This is a genomic window from Sulfitobacter sediminilitoris (assembly GCF_010667575.1).
Classification (GTDB): Bacteria; Pseudomonadota; Alphaproteobacteria; order Rhodobacterales; family Rhodobacteraceae; genus Sulfitobacter; species Sulfitobacter sediminilitoris.
Genome location: NZ_JAABNT010000005.1, coordinates 151726 through 168339, shown reverse-complemented (window position 1 = coordinate 168339; position 16614 = coordinate 151726). Strand labels below are relative to the sequence as shown.

At 57.9% G+C, this 16614-nt stretch carries 18 protein-coding genes and 1 tRNA gene; 7 read left to right on the top strand and 12 right to left on the bottom strand.

Features of this window, described 5'->3' with window-relative positions; all coding sequences use genetic code 11:
• The first annotated feature begins 174 nt into the window (after window positions 1–174).
• On the top strand, window positions 175–1428 hold the full coding sequence (locus GV827_RS10280) for a DNA polymerase IV (RefSeq protein WP_164353717.1): 1254 nt from the start codon (window positions 175–177) through the stop codon (window positions 1426–1428).
• 70 nt (window positions 1429–1498) lie between these two features.
• Here GV827_RS10280 and GV827_RS10275 read toward each other — a convergent pair whose 3' ends face one another.
• A complete protein-coding gene (locus GV827_RS10275; RefSeq protein ID WP_235930316.1) occupies window positions 1499–2071 on the bottom strand; it encodes a TetR/AcrR family transcriptional regulator in 573 nt (190 codons plus the stop codon).
• Window positions 2072–2189: 118 nt separating this feature from the next.
• Between GV827_RS10275 and GV827_RS10270 the strand changes: the two genes are divergently transcribed.
• Window positions 2190–2687: an anthrone oxygenase family protein gene (locus tag GV827_RS10270; RefSeq protein ID WP_164353715.1), complete on the top strand. Its 498-nt coding sequence runs from the start codon at window positions 2190–2192 to the stop codon at window positions 2685–2687.
• A 2-nt stretch (window positions 2688–2689) separates the two neighbouring features.
• On the opposite strand, the gene GV827_RS10265 is transcribed toward GV827_RS10270, so the two are convergent.
• A complete protein-coding gene (locus GV827_RS10265) occupies window positions 2690–3550 on the bottom strand; it encodes an N-formylglutamate amidohydrolase (protein WP_164353714.1) in 861 nt (286 codons plus the stop codon).
• Window positions 3551–3700: 150 nt separating this feature from the next.
• Here GV827_RS10265 and GV827_RS10260 point away from each other — a divergent pair.
• Together GV827_RS10260 and ykgO are read left to right on the top strand one after the other, a co-directional pair.
• A tRNA-Val gene (locus GV827_RS10260) sits at window positions 3701–3775 on the top strand.
• A 93-nt stretch (window positions 3776–3868) separates the two neighbouring features.
• Window positions 3869–3994, top strand: a complete 126-nt coding sequence (gene ykgO / locus GV827_RS10255; RefSeq protein WP_005850168.1) for a type B 50S ribosomal protein L36 — start codon at window positions 3869–3871, stop codon at window positions 3992–3994.
• A 55-nt stretch (window positions 3995–4049) separates the two neighbouring features.
• Here ykgO and GV827_RS10250 read toward each other — a convergent pair whose 3' ends face one another.
• Window positions 4050–4787 carry a hypothetical protein gene (locus tag GV827_RS10250; protein ID WP_204325830.1) on the bottom strand — a complete coding sequence of 246 codons (738 nt, stop codon included), beginning with the start codon at window positions 4785–4787 and terminating at the stop codon, window positions 4050–4052.
• Window positions 4788–5063: 276 nt separating this feature from the next.
• On the opposite strand from GV827_RS10250, the gene yghU reads away from it, so the two are divergent.
• Together yghU and GV827_RS10240 are read left to right on the top strand one after the other, a co-directional pair.
• Window positions 5064–5951, top strand: a complete 888-nt coding sequence (gene yghU / locus GV827_RS10245) for a glutathione-dependent disulfide-bond oxidoreductase (protein ID WP_164353712.1) — start codon at window positions 5064–5066, stop codon at window positions 5949–5951.
• A gap of 70 nt (window positions 5952–6021) precedes the next feature.
• Complete coding sequence (locus tag GV827_RS10240; protein ID WP_164353711.1) at window positions 6022–6585, top strand: GNAT family N-acetyltransferase; 564 nt, start codon at window positions 6022–6024, stop codon at window positions 6583–6585.
• A gap of 20 nt (window positions 6586–6605) precedes the next feature.
• On the opposite strand, the gene GV827_RS10235 is transcribed toward GV827_RS10240, so the two are convergent.
• Window positions 6606–8270 carry an ABC transporter permease gene (locus GV827_RS10235; RefSeq protein ID WP_164353710.1) on the bottom strand — a complete coding sequence of 555 codons (1665 nt, stop codon included), beginning with the start codon at window positions 8268–8270 and terminating at the stop codon, window positions 6606–6608.
• A gap of 128 nt (window positions 8271–8398) precedes the next feature.
• Here GV827_RS10235 and GV827_RS10230 point away from each other — a divergent pair, with 128 nt between their 5' ends.
• Window positions 8399–8866 carry a DUF305 domain-containing protein gene (locus GV827_RS10230; protein WP_164353709.1) on the top strand — a complete coding sequence of 156 codons (468 nt, stop codon included), beginning with the start codon at window positions 8399–8401 and terminating at the stop codon, window positions 8864–8866.
• A 238-nt stretch (window positions 8867–9104) separates the two neighbouring features.
• Here the strand turns inward: GV827_RS10230 and GV827_RS10225 are convergent, their stop codons facing one another.
• The 8 genes from GV827_RS10225 to GV827_RS10190 all read right to left on the bottom strand — a co-directional run bounded on the left by GV827_RS10225 (window position 9105) and on the right by GV827_RS10190 (window position 16574).
• Complete coding sequence (locus tag GV827_RS10225; RefSeq protein ID WP_204325829.1) at window positions 9105–10277, bottom strand: phenylacetate--CoA ligase family protein; 1173 nt, start codon at window positions 10275–10277, stop codon at window positions 9105–9107.
• Between the two features lie 54 nt (window positions 10278–10331).
• On the bottom strand, window positions 10332–11033 hold the full coding sequence (locus GV827_RS10220) for a VIT1/CCC1 transporter family protein (protein ID WP_164353707.1): 702 nt from the start codon (window positions 11031–11033) through the stop codon (window positions 10332–10334).
• Between the two features lies 1 nt (window position 11034).
• Complete coding sequence (locus GV827_RS10215) at window positions 11035–11871, bottom strand: ABC transporter ATP-binding protein (RefSeq protein ID WP_164353706.1); 837 nt, start codon at window positions 11869–11871, stop codon at window positions 11035–11037.
• Between the two features lie 74 nt (window positions 11872–11945).
• Window positions 11946–13229: an ABC transporter substrate-binding protein gene (locus tag GV827_RS10210; RefSeq protein WP_164353705.1), complete on the bottom strand. Its 1284-nt coding sequence runs from the start codon at window positions 13227–13229 to the stop codon at window positions 11946–11948.
• 74 nt (window positions 13230–13303) lie between these two features.
• The gene (locus tag GV827_RS10205; RefSeq protein WP_164353704.1) at window positions 13304–14416 is read right to left on the bottom strand and encodes a branched-chain amino acid ABC transporter permease; all 1113 of its coding nucleotides are present in this window, start codon (window positions 14414–14416) and stop codon (window positions 13304–13306) included.
• A 20-nt stretch (window positions 14417–14436) separates the two neighbouring features.
• Entirely contained in the window at window positions 14437–14661 is a 225-nt protein-coding gene (locus GV827_RS10200; protein ID WP_164353703.1) for a hypothetical protein, read from the bottom strand.
• The gene (locus GV827_RS10195; protein ID WP_164353849.1) at window positions 14658–15665 is read right to left on the bottom strand and encodes a branched-chain amino acid ABC transporter permease; all 1008 of its coding nucleotides are present in this window, start codon (window positions 15663–15665) and stop codon (window positions 14658–14660) included. The genes GV827_RS10200 and GV827_RS10195 overlap by 4 nt, the downstream gene beginning before the upstream one ends.
• Before the next feature lie 90 nt (window positions 15666–15755).
• Window positions 15756–16574, bottom strand: coding sequence for an ABC transporter ATP-binding protein (locus GV827_RS10190; RefSeq protein WP_164353702.1), 819 nt, complete (start codon window positions 16572–16574; stop codon window positions 15756–15758).
• Between the last annotated feature and the right edge of the window lie 40 nt (window positions 16575–16614).

Below are 16614 nucleotides of genomic sequence, written 5' to 3'. Positions count from 1 at the left end.
TGATACTCCCCGACGAACTGGTTCTTCCTGATGTTCGTCACCTCCCCCCCGCTTAAGGCAGCGGGGGGCTTTCTTGTAGAAAGCGTGGCAAAAGGTTTGTGTTTCCAATCCCATGTTCATCGCCTGCCCATTCGCTTAGTCTAATGCCCGTATCTTCACCGCACACGAGGACCCATGGCCGCGCTCTGCCGTGACTGCCTGAAAGAAATTAACGAAAGTCGCCGCTGTCCCGCCTGCGGCAGTCCACGCGTGCTTTCCCATCCCGAGCTTTTTGACCTTTCCATCGCGCATATGGATTGCGACGCCTTCTATGCCTCGGTTGAAAAGCGCGACAATCCGGCGCTGGAAGGCAAACCGGTGATCATCGGCGGTGGGCGGCGCGGCGTCGTGTCAACCGCCTGCTATGTCGCCCGGATAAGGGGCGTGCGGTCAGCCATGCCGATGTTCAAGGCGCTCAAGCTGTGTCCCGATGCCGTCATCGTCAAACCCCGCATGGATGCCTATGTCGAAGCCTCCCGCGCAATCCGCGCCATGATGGAGGAACTGACCCCGGCGATCGAGCCGCTCTCGCTGGATGAGGCCTTTCTCGACATGACAGGCACCGCGCGCCTGCACGGTCACGCGCCTGCGATTATGCTGGCCGGACTGGTCAAACGCATGAAGGATGAACTGGGGCTGACGGGCTCCATCGGTCTAAGCCACAACAAGTTTCTGGCCAAGGTCGCCTCAGACCTCGACAAGCCGCATGGCTTTTCGATCATTGGCCAAGCAGAAACAGTGGAGTTTCTGCGCCCCAAGCCCGTCAAATTGATCTGGGGGGTGGGCGCAGTCACCCAAGAGGCATTGGAAAAGGCTGGGATTCGTACTTTTGCAGATCTGCACCGCTGGGAAAAAGATGACCTTTTTGCCCGCTTCGGCGGCATGGGTGAACGGCTGTGGTATCTTGCCCGTGGGCAGGATCGGCGGCGCGTTTCGGCGCATGAGCCGGTGAAATCCATTTCCAAGGAAACCACCTTTGGCGAAGATACCGCAGACCCGGATATTCTGGATGGTCACCTGTGGCGGCTGTCTGAACAGGTTTCTGATCGCGCCAAGGCGAAGGGGCTTGCGGGGCGAATCGTAACACTCAAGATCAAGCGTGGTGATTTCAAGACCCTGACACGCCGCGTATCGCTGCACGATCCAACGCAACTGGCTGATCGAATCTATCGGCACGCCCGTGCACTGTTCGATCAACTCCAGGATCCCGGCCCCTTTCGGCTGATCGGCTGCGGCATCTCTGATCTGAGCGATGCCGACGGCGCCGACCTTGAGGGGGATCTTCTGGACCCCAACGCTGAACAGCGCAGCCGTGCCGAACGCGCCACCGACAGCATCCGCACACGGTACGGCAGCAAGGCCATCGTCAAGGGGCGCGCCTTGCGGTAGGTCGTTGCACTGCAATACTTCGGCTCCGGAGAAGGCTGCGAACTAGACGAGGTTCAATCGCGCCCGTCACTCACTTTCTGCAAAGCGCCACGAACTGCCTTATCGCACGGGTTGCCAGTGCCCTGACATCGCTTTGCGTCGGTTCCGCCATCGTGCCAATCACCCGTCTGATCTGCTGATCCCCCACCAGAAGATGCATAAACAACGCGCCAATATCACCGTCATCCGGCGGTTTTAGGGCGTCACTTTGGATCGCATCCTGCAGCAACTCCTTTATCAACGGCAGCACATCCTCGCGGCCGCTCTTTGCCAAAAGCTGTCCAAGGCCCCCTGTCGGATCAGATGCAGCCGCCCGGTTAAGCAGGATCGCCTTATCGCTGAGCAACATACTTAACAGAACCGGCGCCAGTTTTTCCAAGGTCGGCAGTGGGGCGACACGTTCTTTTATCGCCTTCTCCAGCATTGTCCGGACGTGCGCGGCGTTGCGCTTGACCATGCTGTCGAACAGCCCGTTTTTATCTCCGTACCACCGATACATCGTCTCGTTCGATGCCTTGGCCTGTTTGGCCACGGCCAGCATCGATGTGCCTTCGAACCCGTTCTGCGCAAAGAGCGCATAGGCCGCGGTTTCGATCTCGGCCATGCGGGCCTGCTTTTTCTCTTCTCGCAACTTGGACCTCCAGACCACTTGACACATATCCGTACACTCATATACGGATATGTAAAGGCGTACATAAGTGTACGATATTCGGAGAAACGACATGACAGCCCTTACCCGCCCTCTCGCCCTGATCAGCCTGCTGCTTGCCAGCGCCCTTTTCGGCTTTTTCTATGCTTGGGTTTGCTCAACGATGTGGGGACTGGATGCAGCAGACCCGCGTGTCGCCATCACCGCCATGCAGGCGATGAACGCCTCTGTCAGAAACGCCGTTTTTGCGCCCGCGTTCTTTGGAACCTCTATCGCGTGTCTAATCACCACCATCGCGCTTGCATTAAGTGCACAACACACGGCAGCTGTCTGGTTCGGCATCGCAACCCTGCTTGTCGCAGTGCTGGGCGTGTTCCTGACCATGGCGGTGAACGTGCCGATGAACGAGGCATTGGCTCTGATTGAGGTACCCGCAGATATTGAGGAAGCGCGCCAAATCTGGATGGCCTATTCCACGGACTGGCAAATTTGGAATCAGACGCGGACCATCGCAACAGGACTTGCCGTTCTGTGCATCGGAATCGCGTTCTTGAAAATGAAGCGTGCCTGAGGTTACTCAGCGGCGAGTGGCACCCGGCCCTGACCGATCTGTGCCACTTCCGCGATAACCTGTCTCAGGGCGCGTTGCACATCCTCAAAAGCACCGTTGGGGCGGATCAGCGTTTCATTCATGTAAAGCGAACGGTCAATCTCAACCTGGACCGCATGCTGTCCCCGCGACGGACGCCCGTAGGCTTGAGTGATATAGGCACCGGCAAAGGGCGTATTCCGCGTGACCACGAAACCCGCGCTGGCGAAAGCCGCCTCAACCCGGTCCACGACATCACCGCTGGCGGCCGCGCCAAAGCGATCGCCCAGCACGATATCCGGGCGCTTGATGCCCGACCGCGATACGCCATCCATCGCCTCGTGTGGCATCGAATGGCAGTCAATCAGAACGGCCTGTCCATGACGCTGATGCGCGTTGTCCAAAAGCAACTGAAGCTTGTCATGATAGGGCTTCCAATACAGATCGATCCGGCGATCCGCCTCAGCGCGCGTCAGCTTACCCTGATAAATCGCCCGGCCATTCGCGACCACCCGCGGGATCACCCCAAGCCCGGATGCGATACGCGGGTTGTGCCCCTTGCGCCGCACCCCTTCAATCAGGGCCGGGTCCAGTTCATCGCAGGCGCGGTTCAGATCGACAAAGGCGCGCGGCGCGCCTGCCTTGATGAAGGATGCCCCGAATTGCGGCGCACAATCGAACAGCTGATCGACGAAAGCATCCTCGGACGACCGGATCGCATGTTCATCCAAAACCGTGCTGCGCAGGAATGTCCACGGGTAGTCCCGGCCCGAATGGGGCGACGCAAACACAACGCAAGACCGCATGTTTTGTGAATTGATCACTTCGTAGGCTGATTTGGGCATGTGCCTCCCCTTCGCATCAGATATAGCGCAGTTTAGGGTAATGCCAAAAGCCCCTTGATCCCTTTCCCGACTCCTTTTATAGCAGCCCAACCGGCGCGTCTTTTCGCGCCCCATTTTTGTTTGGGGCCTGACAAAATAAGCTGGAAAAGTGGGTGATTAGCTCAGCGGTAGAGCACTTCGTTGACATCGAAGGGGTCACTGGTTCGATCCCAGTATCGCCCACCACGAAATTCACTGGCCCCATTCGGGGTCGACCGTAACCCGGCGCTGGTCCTTCTTTCACCAAGAGGGCGGGGCCACAGATGGAAGGATAAGAACATGAAAGTTCGCAATTCGCTCCGCTCGCTCAAGAACCGGCACCGTGATTGCCGCGTTGTGCGTCGCAAAGGCCGCGTTTACGTGATCAACAAAACGCAGCGTCGGTTCAAAGCCCGTCAGGGCTGAACCTCGCACGCATCAGCAATAAAGAGCCGCTCCTTTCGGGGCGGTTTTTTCGTTTTCAGCGGTCAGGATCGGGACAGGGTCGCGTGCGTACTTCGAACCGCGGCTGTAGCCATAAAGATGGATCATCCCACTTGTAGGCAAATTCATCGCGAGGCGATTCTAACAAAGTGCCTGTTGGCTTTGGGCGTCTCAGCGGGCTCTCCACCTTTTGCGCAAATGGCTCCTCGTCCTGTGGTCTGTATTTGGGTTGCCACACCTGCCGCTCATCGTGTTCAAGCACATCAATGTATTTTCTGGTATGGCGCATCGCATCTGATCCAAACGCCAGCGGCCACGAAACCATGCTGTAGGTCTGGCAGATCGACTGCGGCGAAACCACTACATTGGACGCTTCTCGCCCCATGGTTTTCGTCAAATCCAGAACATGCCCTGATTTGGTATTAAAGCCTGTGACTGCAAAAGACAGCGGTTGAGACATCTCAAACTGCTCCGTTTCGGCGCCAAACAATGCGTCTTCACCTTGCCAGTCCTCCCCGGCTGCAAAACGGACAGTGAACTTGCCCGGTGGCACCAGCACTTTGAAGAAAGTGCCGCCCTCGATGTAGGCCGCCAGTGCTGGCGCGCCGGTCTTCGCGTCGGTCAAAGTGAGGTAGTAATCCAGCCCCAGTGCTGTCTTGACCTGCAAGGGAAAGACCGCGGGCAAACCGGTCTTGTTCCACATCAGCCCCGGCCGAACACGCTCGGCTTCCCGCGCAGCGGCGCCAAAGGCAATCAGTCCGATGGCAATTGCCATTACCCATCGCAGTGTCCAAAAGCTCAGTATTCTTTGCATTGCCGCATTCCACCATGTCGATGCCTTTGATCTAGGCACCCAAGCGGCCCAATGCCACATATCCGCGCCAAAAACCCGGTGGTCCCCGTTTCTGGCGGTCGTCTTGAATTGAAATGAATTTCACAGATTGCGGACCTGCGAACCTTTGCACTGGAAGTCAGTGCCACAAAGTTCCACCTTGTTCCCAACTGGAATAGCGAAGCCTGCGGCATCGCTACAAATCAAAAGGACAGCATCATGACCGACACGCCCGAATACACGCCACCGAAAGTCTGGACATGGGACGCAGAGTCAGGTGGCAGGTTTGCCAACATCAACCGCCCCATCGCAGGCCCCACCCATGACAAGGAACTCCCCGTCGGCAAGCACCCGTTCCAGCTTTATTCGCTGGCCACGCCCAACGGCGTCAAGGTCACCGTTCTGTTTGAGGAATTGCTTGCCGCAGGCCACAAGGGCGCGGAATACGACGCCTGGATCATCAACATCATGGAAGGCGATCAGTTTTCCAGCGGCTTCGTTGCGGCGAATCCCAACTCAAAAATCCCCGCGATGATGGATCATTCCGGGGAGAAACCGCAGCGCGTTTTCGAATCCGCCTCAATCATGCTGCATCTGGCCGAGAAGTTTGACGCGTTCATCCCCAAAGACCCAAGCCAGCGGACCGAAGCGCTGAGCTGGCTGTTCTGGCAGATGGGAAGCGCCCCCTACCTTGGCGGCGGCTTTGGCCATTTCTACGCCTACGCACCTCACAAGGACGAATACGCCATCAACCGGTTCACCATGGAGGCGAAGCGCCAGCTTGACGTGCTTGACCGGCATCTGGCCGAAAACGACTGGATGGCGGGCGAATACTCTATCGCGGATATGGCGATCTGGGCATGGTACGGCCAGCTTGTGCTGGGCCGTTTGTACAGCGCCGCTGAATTCCTCGACGTCACATCCTACAAGAACGTTCTAGCCTGGGCTGAAAAGATTGACGCCCGTCCGGCCGTCACACGCGGCCGCATGGTGAATCGTGCCTTTGGTGACGATCTGTCCATGCAGCTCCACGAACGCCATGATGCGTCTGATTTTGAGACCAAGACACAAGACAAACTGCAGGCAGAAGAAGAGAGTGCCGAATAAGCGTATGGGTACAATGAATTCATAGACCGCTTTGCACAGATGCCGCAAAACCAAAGGCGCACCCGATGTGGTGCGCCTTTTTGTTTTGGATGGTCTCATGCGCCCCGATTTTGACCCTCAACCAACACTTCAGGATGGTTCTCTTTTGCTCAGACCGCTTGCAGCGGGTGATCTGGAGCCTCTCTTTGCAGTCGCCAAGGATCCAGCAGTCTGGGCAGGGCACCCGGCCAAAGACCGCTACAAGCGTGAGGTTTTTGAGCCTCACTTCGACACGCTGCTGGCTTCAGGTGATACACTTGCGGTTTGTCGCACAACGGACCGCGAAATCATTGGGTGCGCGCGCTATTACGAAGCGCCAGATCACCCTGAAAGCATTTCCATCGGATACACTTTTCTGGGCCGTGCGTTCTGGGGCGGACAGACCAATCATACGATGAAATCGCTGATGCTGGCGCATGCCTATGACTGTGTCGATACGGTTTGGTTGCATATCGACCCGATGAACATTCGGTCTCAGAAAGCCACGGCAAAATTGGGTGCGGTCTTGGTCAAGGAAGGGCCTTTGACCCTCGGCGGCAAACGGGGGATCTGGCAAAGCTGGCGGCTTGATCAGGACGTGTGGGCGCGCATCTGATCCATGCGGGCAACGCAGCCCTACTTCCCGCGTCCGACCTGACGGCAGATCAGGATCACCGGCAACAGGCCCATCGCGACAATCACAAGCGACGGCACCGCAGCGCCATTCAGCCGCTCGTCAGAGGCAAGCCGGTAGGCCTGCACCGCAAGAGTATCAAAGTTGAAAGGCCTCATGATCAGTGTCGCGGGCAGTTCTTTCATCACGTCAACGAAAACGATCAGCAAGGCCGTCAGCAAACTGGGCGCGAGTATTGGCAGATGCACACGGCGCAATGTGCCGATGGGCGTCTGACCCAACGACCGCGCAGCCGCATCCATGTTCTGATGCACCATCGCCTGACCGCCCTCATACGCACCCAGCGCCGCCGCAAGGAAACGCACCAGATATGCCGCGATCAGCAACCAGATTGAGCCTGTGATCAGCAACCCTGTTGAGACATCGAATGTATCGCGCATCCAGGCGTCCAGCGCATTGTCGAAGGCCGCGAACGGCACCAGTAATCCGACCGCGATCACGCCCCCCGGTACCGCATATCCCAGACGCGCAACATATCCTGCCCCCCGCGACAATCGGCTGGGTCGCAACCGCTGGAAGAAACCGATCGCCACCGCCGCCGTGACTGTCACGACGGCAGCAATACCCGCCAATGTCACAGAATTCCGGATAAAACTCAGGTACCGCGGGCTGAGCAGATTCTGCTCTGATCCAAGGCCCATGGTGAACAGCACAAAGATCGGCAAGAGCGCACCGAACAGAACCGGCACTCCACAGGCGAACATCGCAAAGCCCGCCTGCCAGCCCTTCAATTCTGCTGGTGGCATCGCCTGCGCCCGACGCGCCGGGTCATGGTACCTGGCGCGGCCACGCTGAACCCGCTCCAACATCGCAAGCAACAGCGCAAAACTGAGCAGACACAGGGCAAGTTGCGCTGCCCCGACCCGGTCGAAGAGGGAAAACCACGACGTATAGATCCCCGTCGCAAATGTCTGAACGCCGAAATAGGCTACCGTACCGAAATCTGCGATTGTCTCCATCACGGCCAGCAACACGCCCCCTGCGATGGCGGGCCGGGCCAGTGGCAGGCTGACCTTGAAAAACGCCGCCCATGCTGATGATCCCAAGGCGCGCGCAGCCAGAAAGGTTGTCCCGCTTTGCTGCAAAAACGCAGCACGCGCCAGCAGGTAGACATAAGGATATAGCACCAGCGTCAGCATCAGTGCCGCACCACCAAGTGACCTGATATCGGGAAACCAATAGTCCCGTGGCCCCCAGCCAGTAATATCGCGCAGTGTTGTCTGCACGATGCCCGGATGATCCAGTATATTTGTGTACGCATAAGCCAGAACGTAGGCCGGAAAGGCCAATGGCAGCACCAATGCAATCTCAAGAATGCGCACACCGGGAAAGCGCGTCATTGTCACCAGCCACGCGGTACCCACCCCGATGACAAAGGTTCCTACCGACACCATCAACACAAGTAGCATCGTGGTTCGGGTGTATTCCCCCAGCACGGTTTCCATCAAATGGCGTACTGTCTCTGTCCCGCCACTCAACGCCGCGATCAGCACCGCAACCATGGGCAGGGCACAGATCATGGCCGCCAATAGGGCTAACACCGACAACCCGCGCAGCCCATCACGGGTTGCGCGCGTACGTGGCAGGGAGGTCGACTCGAGGCTCATGCCTCTATTTCGACCATTTCTGTCGGGAATGCCAGAGCCGGTCAAATCTGCATTTCTCGGAACCTTCCCGCACTGGAATCTTGTTAGACCTTTGAATGAAATGAAAATCGCGCACCGTAGGAGGTTCAATGCCCAGCTATACCCGCTTTCTGACTATGATCAGTACATCCACAATCATCATGTACGGCCTGATGTATCTCAACACCTTCTCATTGGATCACGTCTATTTCAGTGAGACGCGGGCCTACATGGCCCTCTATATGGGTGCGGTCATGACTGTCGTGATGCTGGCCTTTATGTGGGGCATGTATAAAAACACTTTTGCCAATGTTGGCATTATTCTGGTGGCCACACTGGTTTTCGCAGGCTCCCTTTTCGCAGTCCGGTCACAGAACCCCATTGCCGACGTGACGTGGATGAAAGCGATGATTCCGCACCACTCCATTGAGATCCTCACCTCCTCGCGGGCAAACCTTAGCGATCCTCGGGTGCAAGCACTCGCCAATGAAATCATCGAGGCACAACGGCGCGAGATTGATGAAATGCAGCGCCTGATCGCTGAGCTGGAAGGCCGGACGAGCCCCCCGGGCCAATGAGGTTACTGATTGTGTGATCCCATGTCAGACAGGCAGCCCCCCGTAAGAAATGAAAATCTCCATTCTCTATCGGATGGGAGTGACAGACCAAGCTTGGACCGCAGGTCTTCAGAACACAGACCTGCTTCACAGGATAACCGATTGCGTAGATGTCAAATGATAGGAGCGACGCCAACCGACTGACGCGTTCAAAGCGGCACGTCGCAATGGCCCCTGCTCAAGATAAAGGTTAGCCAGATCAGTCGTAAGTGCGCTGATCCTCGATAACCAAGCCGTCTTTTGGCAGCGTACCGGGGTCAACCACCACGATCTCGCCCTTCAGCTTCAACAACTGCGCCACTGATTGGGCATAAGCGTCCTTGTCGCCACCCGCACTCTCAATATGTACGGTCATGACGTCCTGTTCGCCTGCGCGGCTGGCCACAACACGTGCCTTGCTGACCTCTGCGTGATGCGCGACCAGTGCGGCCACCTGTTCAGGTCGCACGAACATACCCTTGATCTTGGTCGTCTGATCGGCCCGGCCCATCCAGCCTTTGATCCGCATATTGGTCCGGCCACAGGGTGACGCGCCCTCCATGATCGCGGAAAGATCACCAGTCGCAAAACGGATTAGTGGGTAGTCGGGGTTCAATGTCGTTACCACAACTTCGCCAACCTCTCCGGGGGTTACCGGATCACCGGTACCTGGTGTCACGATCTCAACAATCACACCTTCGTCGATGATCATCCCTTCCATCGCGGCGCTCTCATAGGCGATATTACCGATATCAGCAGTGGCATAGCACTGCAGGCAGGAAATACCCCGGTCGATGTAATATTGCCGTAAGGACGGGAACAAGGCACCACCGCCGACCGCGGCCTTGGTGATGTTCAGCGTCACCCCCATCTCATCCGCCTTTTCCAGAATGATCTTGAGGTAATCAGGCGTCCCGGCATAGGCGGTCGTACCCACATCCCGCGCTGCGGTGACCTGCAATTCCGTCTGGCCGACACCCGCAGGCAGCACCTTGGCTCCTACAGCCCGCGCACCGCTTTCAAACATATGGCCGGCCGGAGTCAGGTGATAGCCAAAGCAATTCTGCACGATGTCGTCTGCACCTAATCCGGCGGCATGTAAAAAGCGCCCCATGCGGAACCAGTCGTGGCTTGATCCGCCGGGTTCATAGATCGGACCGGGTGATTGAAAGACATGGGTGATGTTTTGCACGTTGATGCCGCCGAAGGGCGGTTTGGCCTTTTGCCATTCCGTCAGGTCGGATTTGCGCAGCACCGGCTGCTTGGACAGATCTTCCAGACCCGTCAGCTCGGCCTCGATCCCGGCGCGCTCCAGTTGCGCGCGCAGCGCGGTAAGCTGATCCGCCGCACGCGCGTCGGCACTACGGGTCTCCAGATCGTCGAAATTGCTCATATCAATCACTCATTTTCATGGGCGGGGCTGCGCCCGCCTGTCTCCACTCCGCCGTCAGACGGACACACCGAACAACCAGCCAACACCGGCGGTTACCGCCATTGCCATGCCGCCCCAGACCACAACCCGCAGGGCCGCAGGACCGATGGACGCACCGCCCGCGACAGCACCCAAGGCCCCAAGGGCTGTCAGCGCGACCAGCGTCACACCCACCACCACGGGGATCAGAAGACCCGCAGGGGCAAGCAGCGCCGCTATCAGTGGCACAGCCGCAAACAGGCTGAAGGTCAAGGCCGATGCCACCGCCGCCAGCAGAGGTTGAGCGGCCTGTTCGTCGGTCAGACCCAGTTCGTCGCGCACATGCGCACCCAATGCGTCCTTCTCAGTCAGTTCGCGGGCAACCAGCGCGGCAGTGTTCTCGGACAGCCCGCGCGCCACGTAGATCGCGGCCAGTTCCGCCTCCTCGCCTGCCGGATCATCCACCAGAGCCTGTTTTTCGCGCGCGATATCCGCCGCTTCCAGATCCGCCTGAGATGAAACGCTGACATATTCACCCGCCGCCATCGACATCGCGCCCGCCGCCAGACCCGCAGCACCCGCAATCAGAATCGCACGCATGCTTGGGTCCGCCGCGGCCACACCCACGATGATCGACGCCACGGAAACGATGCCATCGTTCGCCCCCATCACCGCCGCACGCAGCCACCCCACACGATCGATCAGATGGGGATCATCACTATGGTTCGATGGCTCCATCTCAGGAAAGCCAGCGCTTGCGCCGCCGGTAAGACCGCACGTCGCGGAACGACTTGCGCCCTTCGTCCGACATGCCAAGGTAGAATTCCTTGACGTCCTGGTTCTCGCGCAGGTCGGCAGCGGGGCCGTCCATCACCACGCGCCCGGATTCAAGGATGTACCCGTAATGGGCAAAGCGCAGCGCGACGTTTGTGTTCTGTTCAGCCAGCAGGAAGGTCACGCCTTCCTTTTCGTTGATCGTCTTTACGATCTCGAAAATCTGCTCAACCAGTTGCGGGGCCAGCCCCATCGACGGTTCATCCAGCAGGATCGTCTCTGGTCTGGACATGAGGGCGCGGCCAACCGCGCACATCTGCTGCTCACCACCCGACGTATAGCCCGCCTGCGATTTGCGACGTTCCCGCAGACGCGGGAAATAATCATAGACCATTTCAAGGTCTCGCTGAATCGCTGCCGATCCGTCGGTGCGCGTGTACGCCCCTGTCAGCAGGTTTTCTTCTACCGTCAGGTGTTCGAAACAATGACGGCCTTCCATCACCTGAACGACGCCCTTTTTGACGGTCTCTGCAGGGTCTGCATGAGCAATATCCGCCCCGCGATATTTGATTGACCCCTTGGTCACCTCACCGCGTTCCGAAGCCAGCAATCCAGAGATCGCCTTGAGCGTCGTGGTCTTGCCCGCACCGTTACCGCCCAGCAGCGCGGTGATGCCACCTTTGGGCACGTTCAGGCTCACGCCCTTCAACACAAGGATCACGTGATTGTAGATCACCTCGATGTTGTTGACCTCCAGAACGTTCTCTACCTGCGTCTGGGCCTGCGTCGCGTCATCCAGCATGGGAAATCACCCTAATACAAAATCTCAAGTGCCCCGGTCGCGGCGAAAGCCGCGACCGGGAAGACATACAGCGCTTAGCCGCAGTTGCCTTCGATGTTGTTCTCAGCCGCGTAGGCAGCAGAGTCCTCTTCGATCAGCGGGCCAATCACATCCATGTCTGTCTCTGCAAAGTCAGAGATCAGCGACCATGACTTGGTGTCCGCGTCCCACTGGGTCACGCCGACAAGACCGGTGCCACCGTGGTTCTCGCAAGAGACACTGAACTCAGGACCGAAGTTCGGCAGGCCAAGAGCCGCCATCTTGGCTTCTGTGATCTCCAGCGCTTCCATCCCGTCGCGCATCTGCGCGGGCGTGATGTCTGCGACACCGTGGATTTCCTGCGCCGTCTTCACGGCTTCCGCCGCCAGCATCGCCGCATAGAGACCACGGTTATAGAGAACCGTACCGATCTGGTCGCCAGCACCCGCCGCATTGCCTGCGTCGACAACGTGCTTCTGGATGTCGTCGAACACGGGGAAGTCGCTGCCGACACCGTGGAACGTCAGCGCCTTGTAGCCGTCCGCTGCCGCACCTGCCGCCAGAACGTCATTCTCGGAACCCGACCACCAGATGCCAATGAAGTTCTCCATCGGGAAACGGATGTTCGCAGCTTCCTGAACCGCAACCTGGTTCATTACGCCCCAGCCGTACATGATCACATAGTCAGGCTTGTCACGGCGGATTTGCAGCCACTGGGACTTCTGCTCCTGACCGGGATGGTCAACAGGAACTTCCTTGAACTCAAAGCCGTGCTTCTTGGACAGTTCCTGAAGCGTGCGGATCGGCTCCTTGCCGTAAGCGGAGTTGTGATAGACCAGCGCGATCTTCTTGCCCTCGAGCGATCCACCGTTCTCGCTCAGCAGATAGTTGATGGCACCGGACGCACCGTTCCAGTAGTTCGCAGGATAGTTGAACGTGTGGCTGAACACGTCGCCGTTCGCGGCGGACGTCCGGCCATAACCCATGGTGTGCATCGGGATGTTGTCAGCCGTTGTCTTGGGGATCAGCTGATAGGTGATACCTGTGGACAGGGGCTGATACACCAGCGACCCTTCACCCTTGGTCGCCTCATAGCATTCCACACCTTTTTCCGTGTTGTAGCCGGTCTCGCATTCTACGACGCGGGTCATCACGCCGCCGATGCCGCCGTCACGGGCGTTCAGCATTGTGAAATAGTCCGCGTAACCATCCGCGAATGGGATACCACCCGCTGCATATGGACCCGTCCGGTAGCTCATTGATGGAAAGACAAGATCTGCCATCGCAGGTGCGCCTGCCATCATCGCGGCAATCGCCATTGTTCCCAGTTTATATTTCATCGGTGTTTCCTCCCTTGGATTTTATCCGATTTGGTTTCACGGGTTTGCCCCGCCTTTCTTCAGTGACCTCCGCGTCAGTGCGGGAAGGGCCACAATCTTAATTTCTCTTTGGCAACACGCCACAGCTGCGCGATGCCGTGCGGCTCCGCAATCAGGAAGATTACGATCAGCCCGCCAACGATCACCAACTGCAAATGCGCCACGATATCGGTGGGCCAGCCGAGCCAATCCACGCCGACGACCTTGAGCGCGACCGGCAAAAGTACAAGGAACGCAGCCCCCGCAAAAGAACCAAAGATGCTGCCCAGACCGCCGATGATGATCATGAAGAGCACAAGGAATGACTTCTGGATGCCAAAGGCTTCGCCAACTTCAACAGCGCCGAGATACACAGAAAAGAACAACGCACCCGAGATGCCGATAAAGAAGCTGGAAACCGCAAATGCCGTCAGTTTCGCCCGCAGCGGGTTCACGCCGATGATCTCAGCGGCGATGTCCATATCGCGGATCGCCATCCATTTACGCCCCGACGCGCCCCGCGTCATGTTCCGCGCAATCACCGCGCAGACAATCGTGAAGAACAGGCAGAACAGATAGGTCGCCCATGCTGGCGTGCTGGGTCCGGTGATCAGGACGCCGAAAAACTCGCGCTCTGGCGCACTGATCTGACCGGAGGCGGAGTAGTTGTAGAACCACGACACCCGGTTGAAGAGCCAGACAAGAAAGAACTGCGCGGCCAGCGTTGCCACCGCCAGATAGAACCCCTTGATCCGCAAGGATGGCAGGCCAAAAAGAACGCCCACCAGCGCCGTCATCACCCCGCCCATGATGACCGAGAGAAAGATGTTGAACTCCGGCAACCGGAACAGCAGTTCGCCGCCCCACCAGATGTCCACACCGGTCATGAACTTGTAGCAGGAGTAGGCCCCCACCGCCATGAAACCGCCGGTGCCAAGGCTCACCTGCCCGCAATATCCCACCAGAATGTTCAGCCCGATCGCTGCAATCGCGTAGATCAGGAAGGGGAGCAAAAGGCTGTTCGCCCAATAGTCATTGATGATGAACGGCACGACAACAATCGCGATGAACAGCACCAAGTAATAGCGATACCGGTCAAACTTGATCGGAAAGGTCTGCTGATCTTGCGCGTAAGTCGTGCTGAAATCGCCTGCTTCACGGTAAAACATTTACACGAACTCCTGGACTATCATTGGTTTTCGTCCCGCCAAATAGGCATCATGCCGCTGAGAATGAGAATTATCCCCCAAAGTCCAAGTAGCGGCACTGTCAGGAAAACGAGCCAACCTCTGTCGATATCCGTCTGTGAATTGCCTCCGGCAAAAATGAGCAGATAGAAAACAAATGCGTTGATCAGAAATCCAATCACTAGCCCCCAAATGATCGTCTTTCTGCCCTTCGAGATCTCGCTCAAACCCGTTCAATGATCTTCTCCCCAAACAACCCCTGCGGACGGAACACCAGGAACAAAAGCGCCAGCATGTAGGCAAACCAGTTCTCCGTGGCCCCGCCAAGGTATGGCGCACCAATCAGGAACTCGAAAAGTTTCTCACCCACACCGATGATCAGGCCACCCACGATGGCCCCCGGAATGGACGTGAACCCGCCCAGCATCAGCACCGGCAGCGCCTTGAGGGCAATCAGCGACAGCGAGAACTGCACGCCCGATTTAGCGCCCCACATGATCCCCGCCACCAAGGCCACAAACCCTGCAAGCGACCACACCAGCACCCAGATGAAATTCAGCGACACACCAACGGACAGCGCCGCCTGATGGTCATCGGCCACGGCGCGCATCGCGCGGCCCTGCTTGGTGTACTGTGCGAACATGACCAGTCCGATCACGAGGACCGCAGCCACCAGTGAGGCAACGATATCCAGGTTGTCGATGAAGAACCCATAGCCCAGCACTTCATAGGTCGTGCCCTCAAGCCAGACGTTCATCCCCTGTGGCAGGCAATTGCCTTCTGACGCACAGACGTTCAGCGCCTTCAGCTCGGACCCCCACATCAGGTCCGCAACCCCTTCAAGGAAGTATGCCAGACCGATTGTCGCCATGAACAGGATGATCGGCTCTTGGCCGACCAGATGCTTGAACACGAACTTCTGCACGGCCCAGGCCAGCGCAATCATCACGATGACCGTCAGCAGGATCGCCGCAAAACTGTGCACCGACCAGCCGAACTTGTGTACATCCGTGCCGAAAATCGCGTTGATCAGATGGGCAAAAGGTACTTGCCCGTTCTGAATGCCCACCAGCGTCATCGCCGCGAACAAGGCCATCACGCCCTGCGCATAGTTGAAGATGCCCGACGCCTTGTAGATCAGGACAAAACCCAAGGCGACCAGCGCATAAAGCACCCCCGCCATCAGCCCGTTTGCGAAAACCTCGATGGTAAAAGCCAGTTGTTCGTTCATCTCGGAACCCTCGAAAATGCTGCGCCGCTGCGGTGTGAAGGCGATGTCCAGACGGAGCACGCCCGGTGCATCGCGCATGCTGGCCCAAAATCAATCATGGGCCACCCCCAGATAGGCGTCGATCACGTCCTGATTGTTGCGCACCTCGTCCGGTGTGCCATCCCCGATCTTCTTGCCGTAATCCATGACGACCACGCGGTCGGAGAGGTCCATGACCACGCCCATGTCGTGTTCAATCAGCGCGATCGTGGTGCCGAATTCATCGTTCACATCAAGGATAAAGCGGCTCATGTCCTCTTTCTCCTCGACGTTCATTCCCGCCATCGGCTCATCCAGCAACAGGATTGACGGCTCCGCAGCCAATGCCCGCGCCAGTTCAACACGCTTTTTCAAGCCATAAGGCAGACGCGCCACAGGCGTCTTGCGGATCGCCTGAATTTCCAAGAAATCAATAATTTTTTCAGCGACTTCCCGGTTCTCGATCTCTTCGGCCTCGGCCTTGCCCTTCCACAGTGACTGTTGGAAAAGCCCGGTTTTCATATGCGTCAAGCGACCGGTCATCACGTTGTCCAGAACGCTCATGCCTTCGAACAAAGCGATGTTCTGGAACGTCCGCGCGATGCCCTGCTGGGCCACCTGAAAGGGCTTCATCGCCGGGCGGCGCGATCCCTTGTACCAGACCTCGCCCTCCTGCGGGATATAGAAACCCGAGATAACGTTCAGCATTGACGATTTTCCAGCGCCGTTCGGCCCGATGATCGCCCGGATTTCACCTTCGCGGATGTCAAAGGAGATATCCTTGATCGCCTCCACACCACCAAAGCGAAGGGTGATGTTCTTCATCTCCATCACGACCCCACCGATGGTGCGGCCGTCTTCGGTTACGTAGCTATCAGCCGTATCCTTCATAAGGTGGCTCCCTGAATTCCGTCTGTATCCCAATGGGACG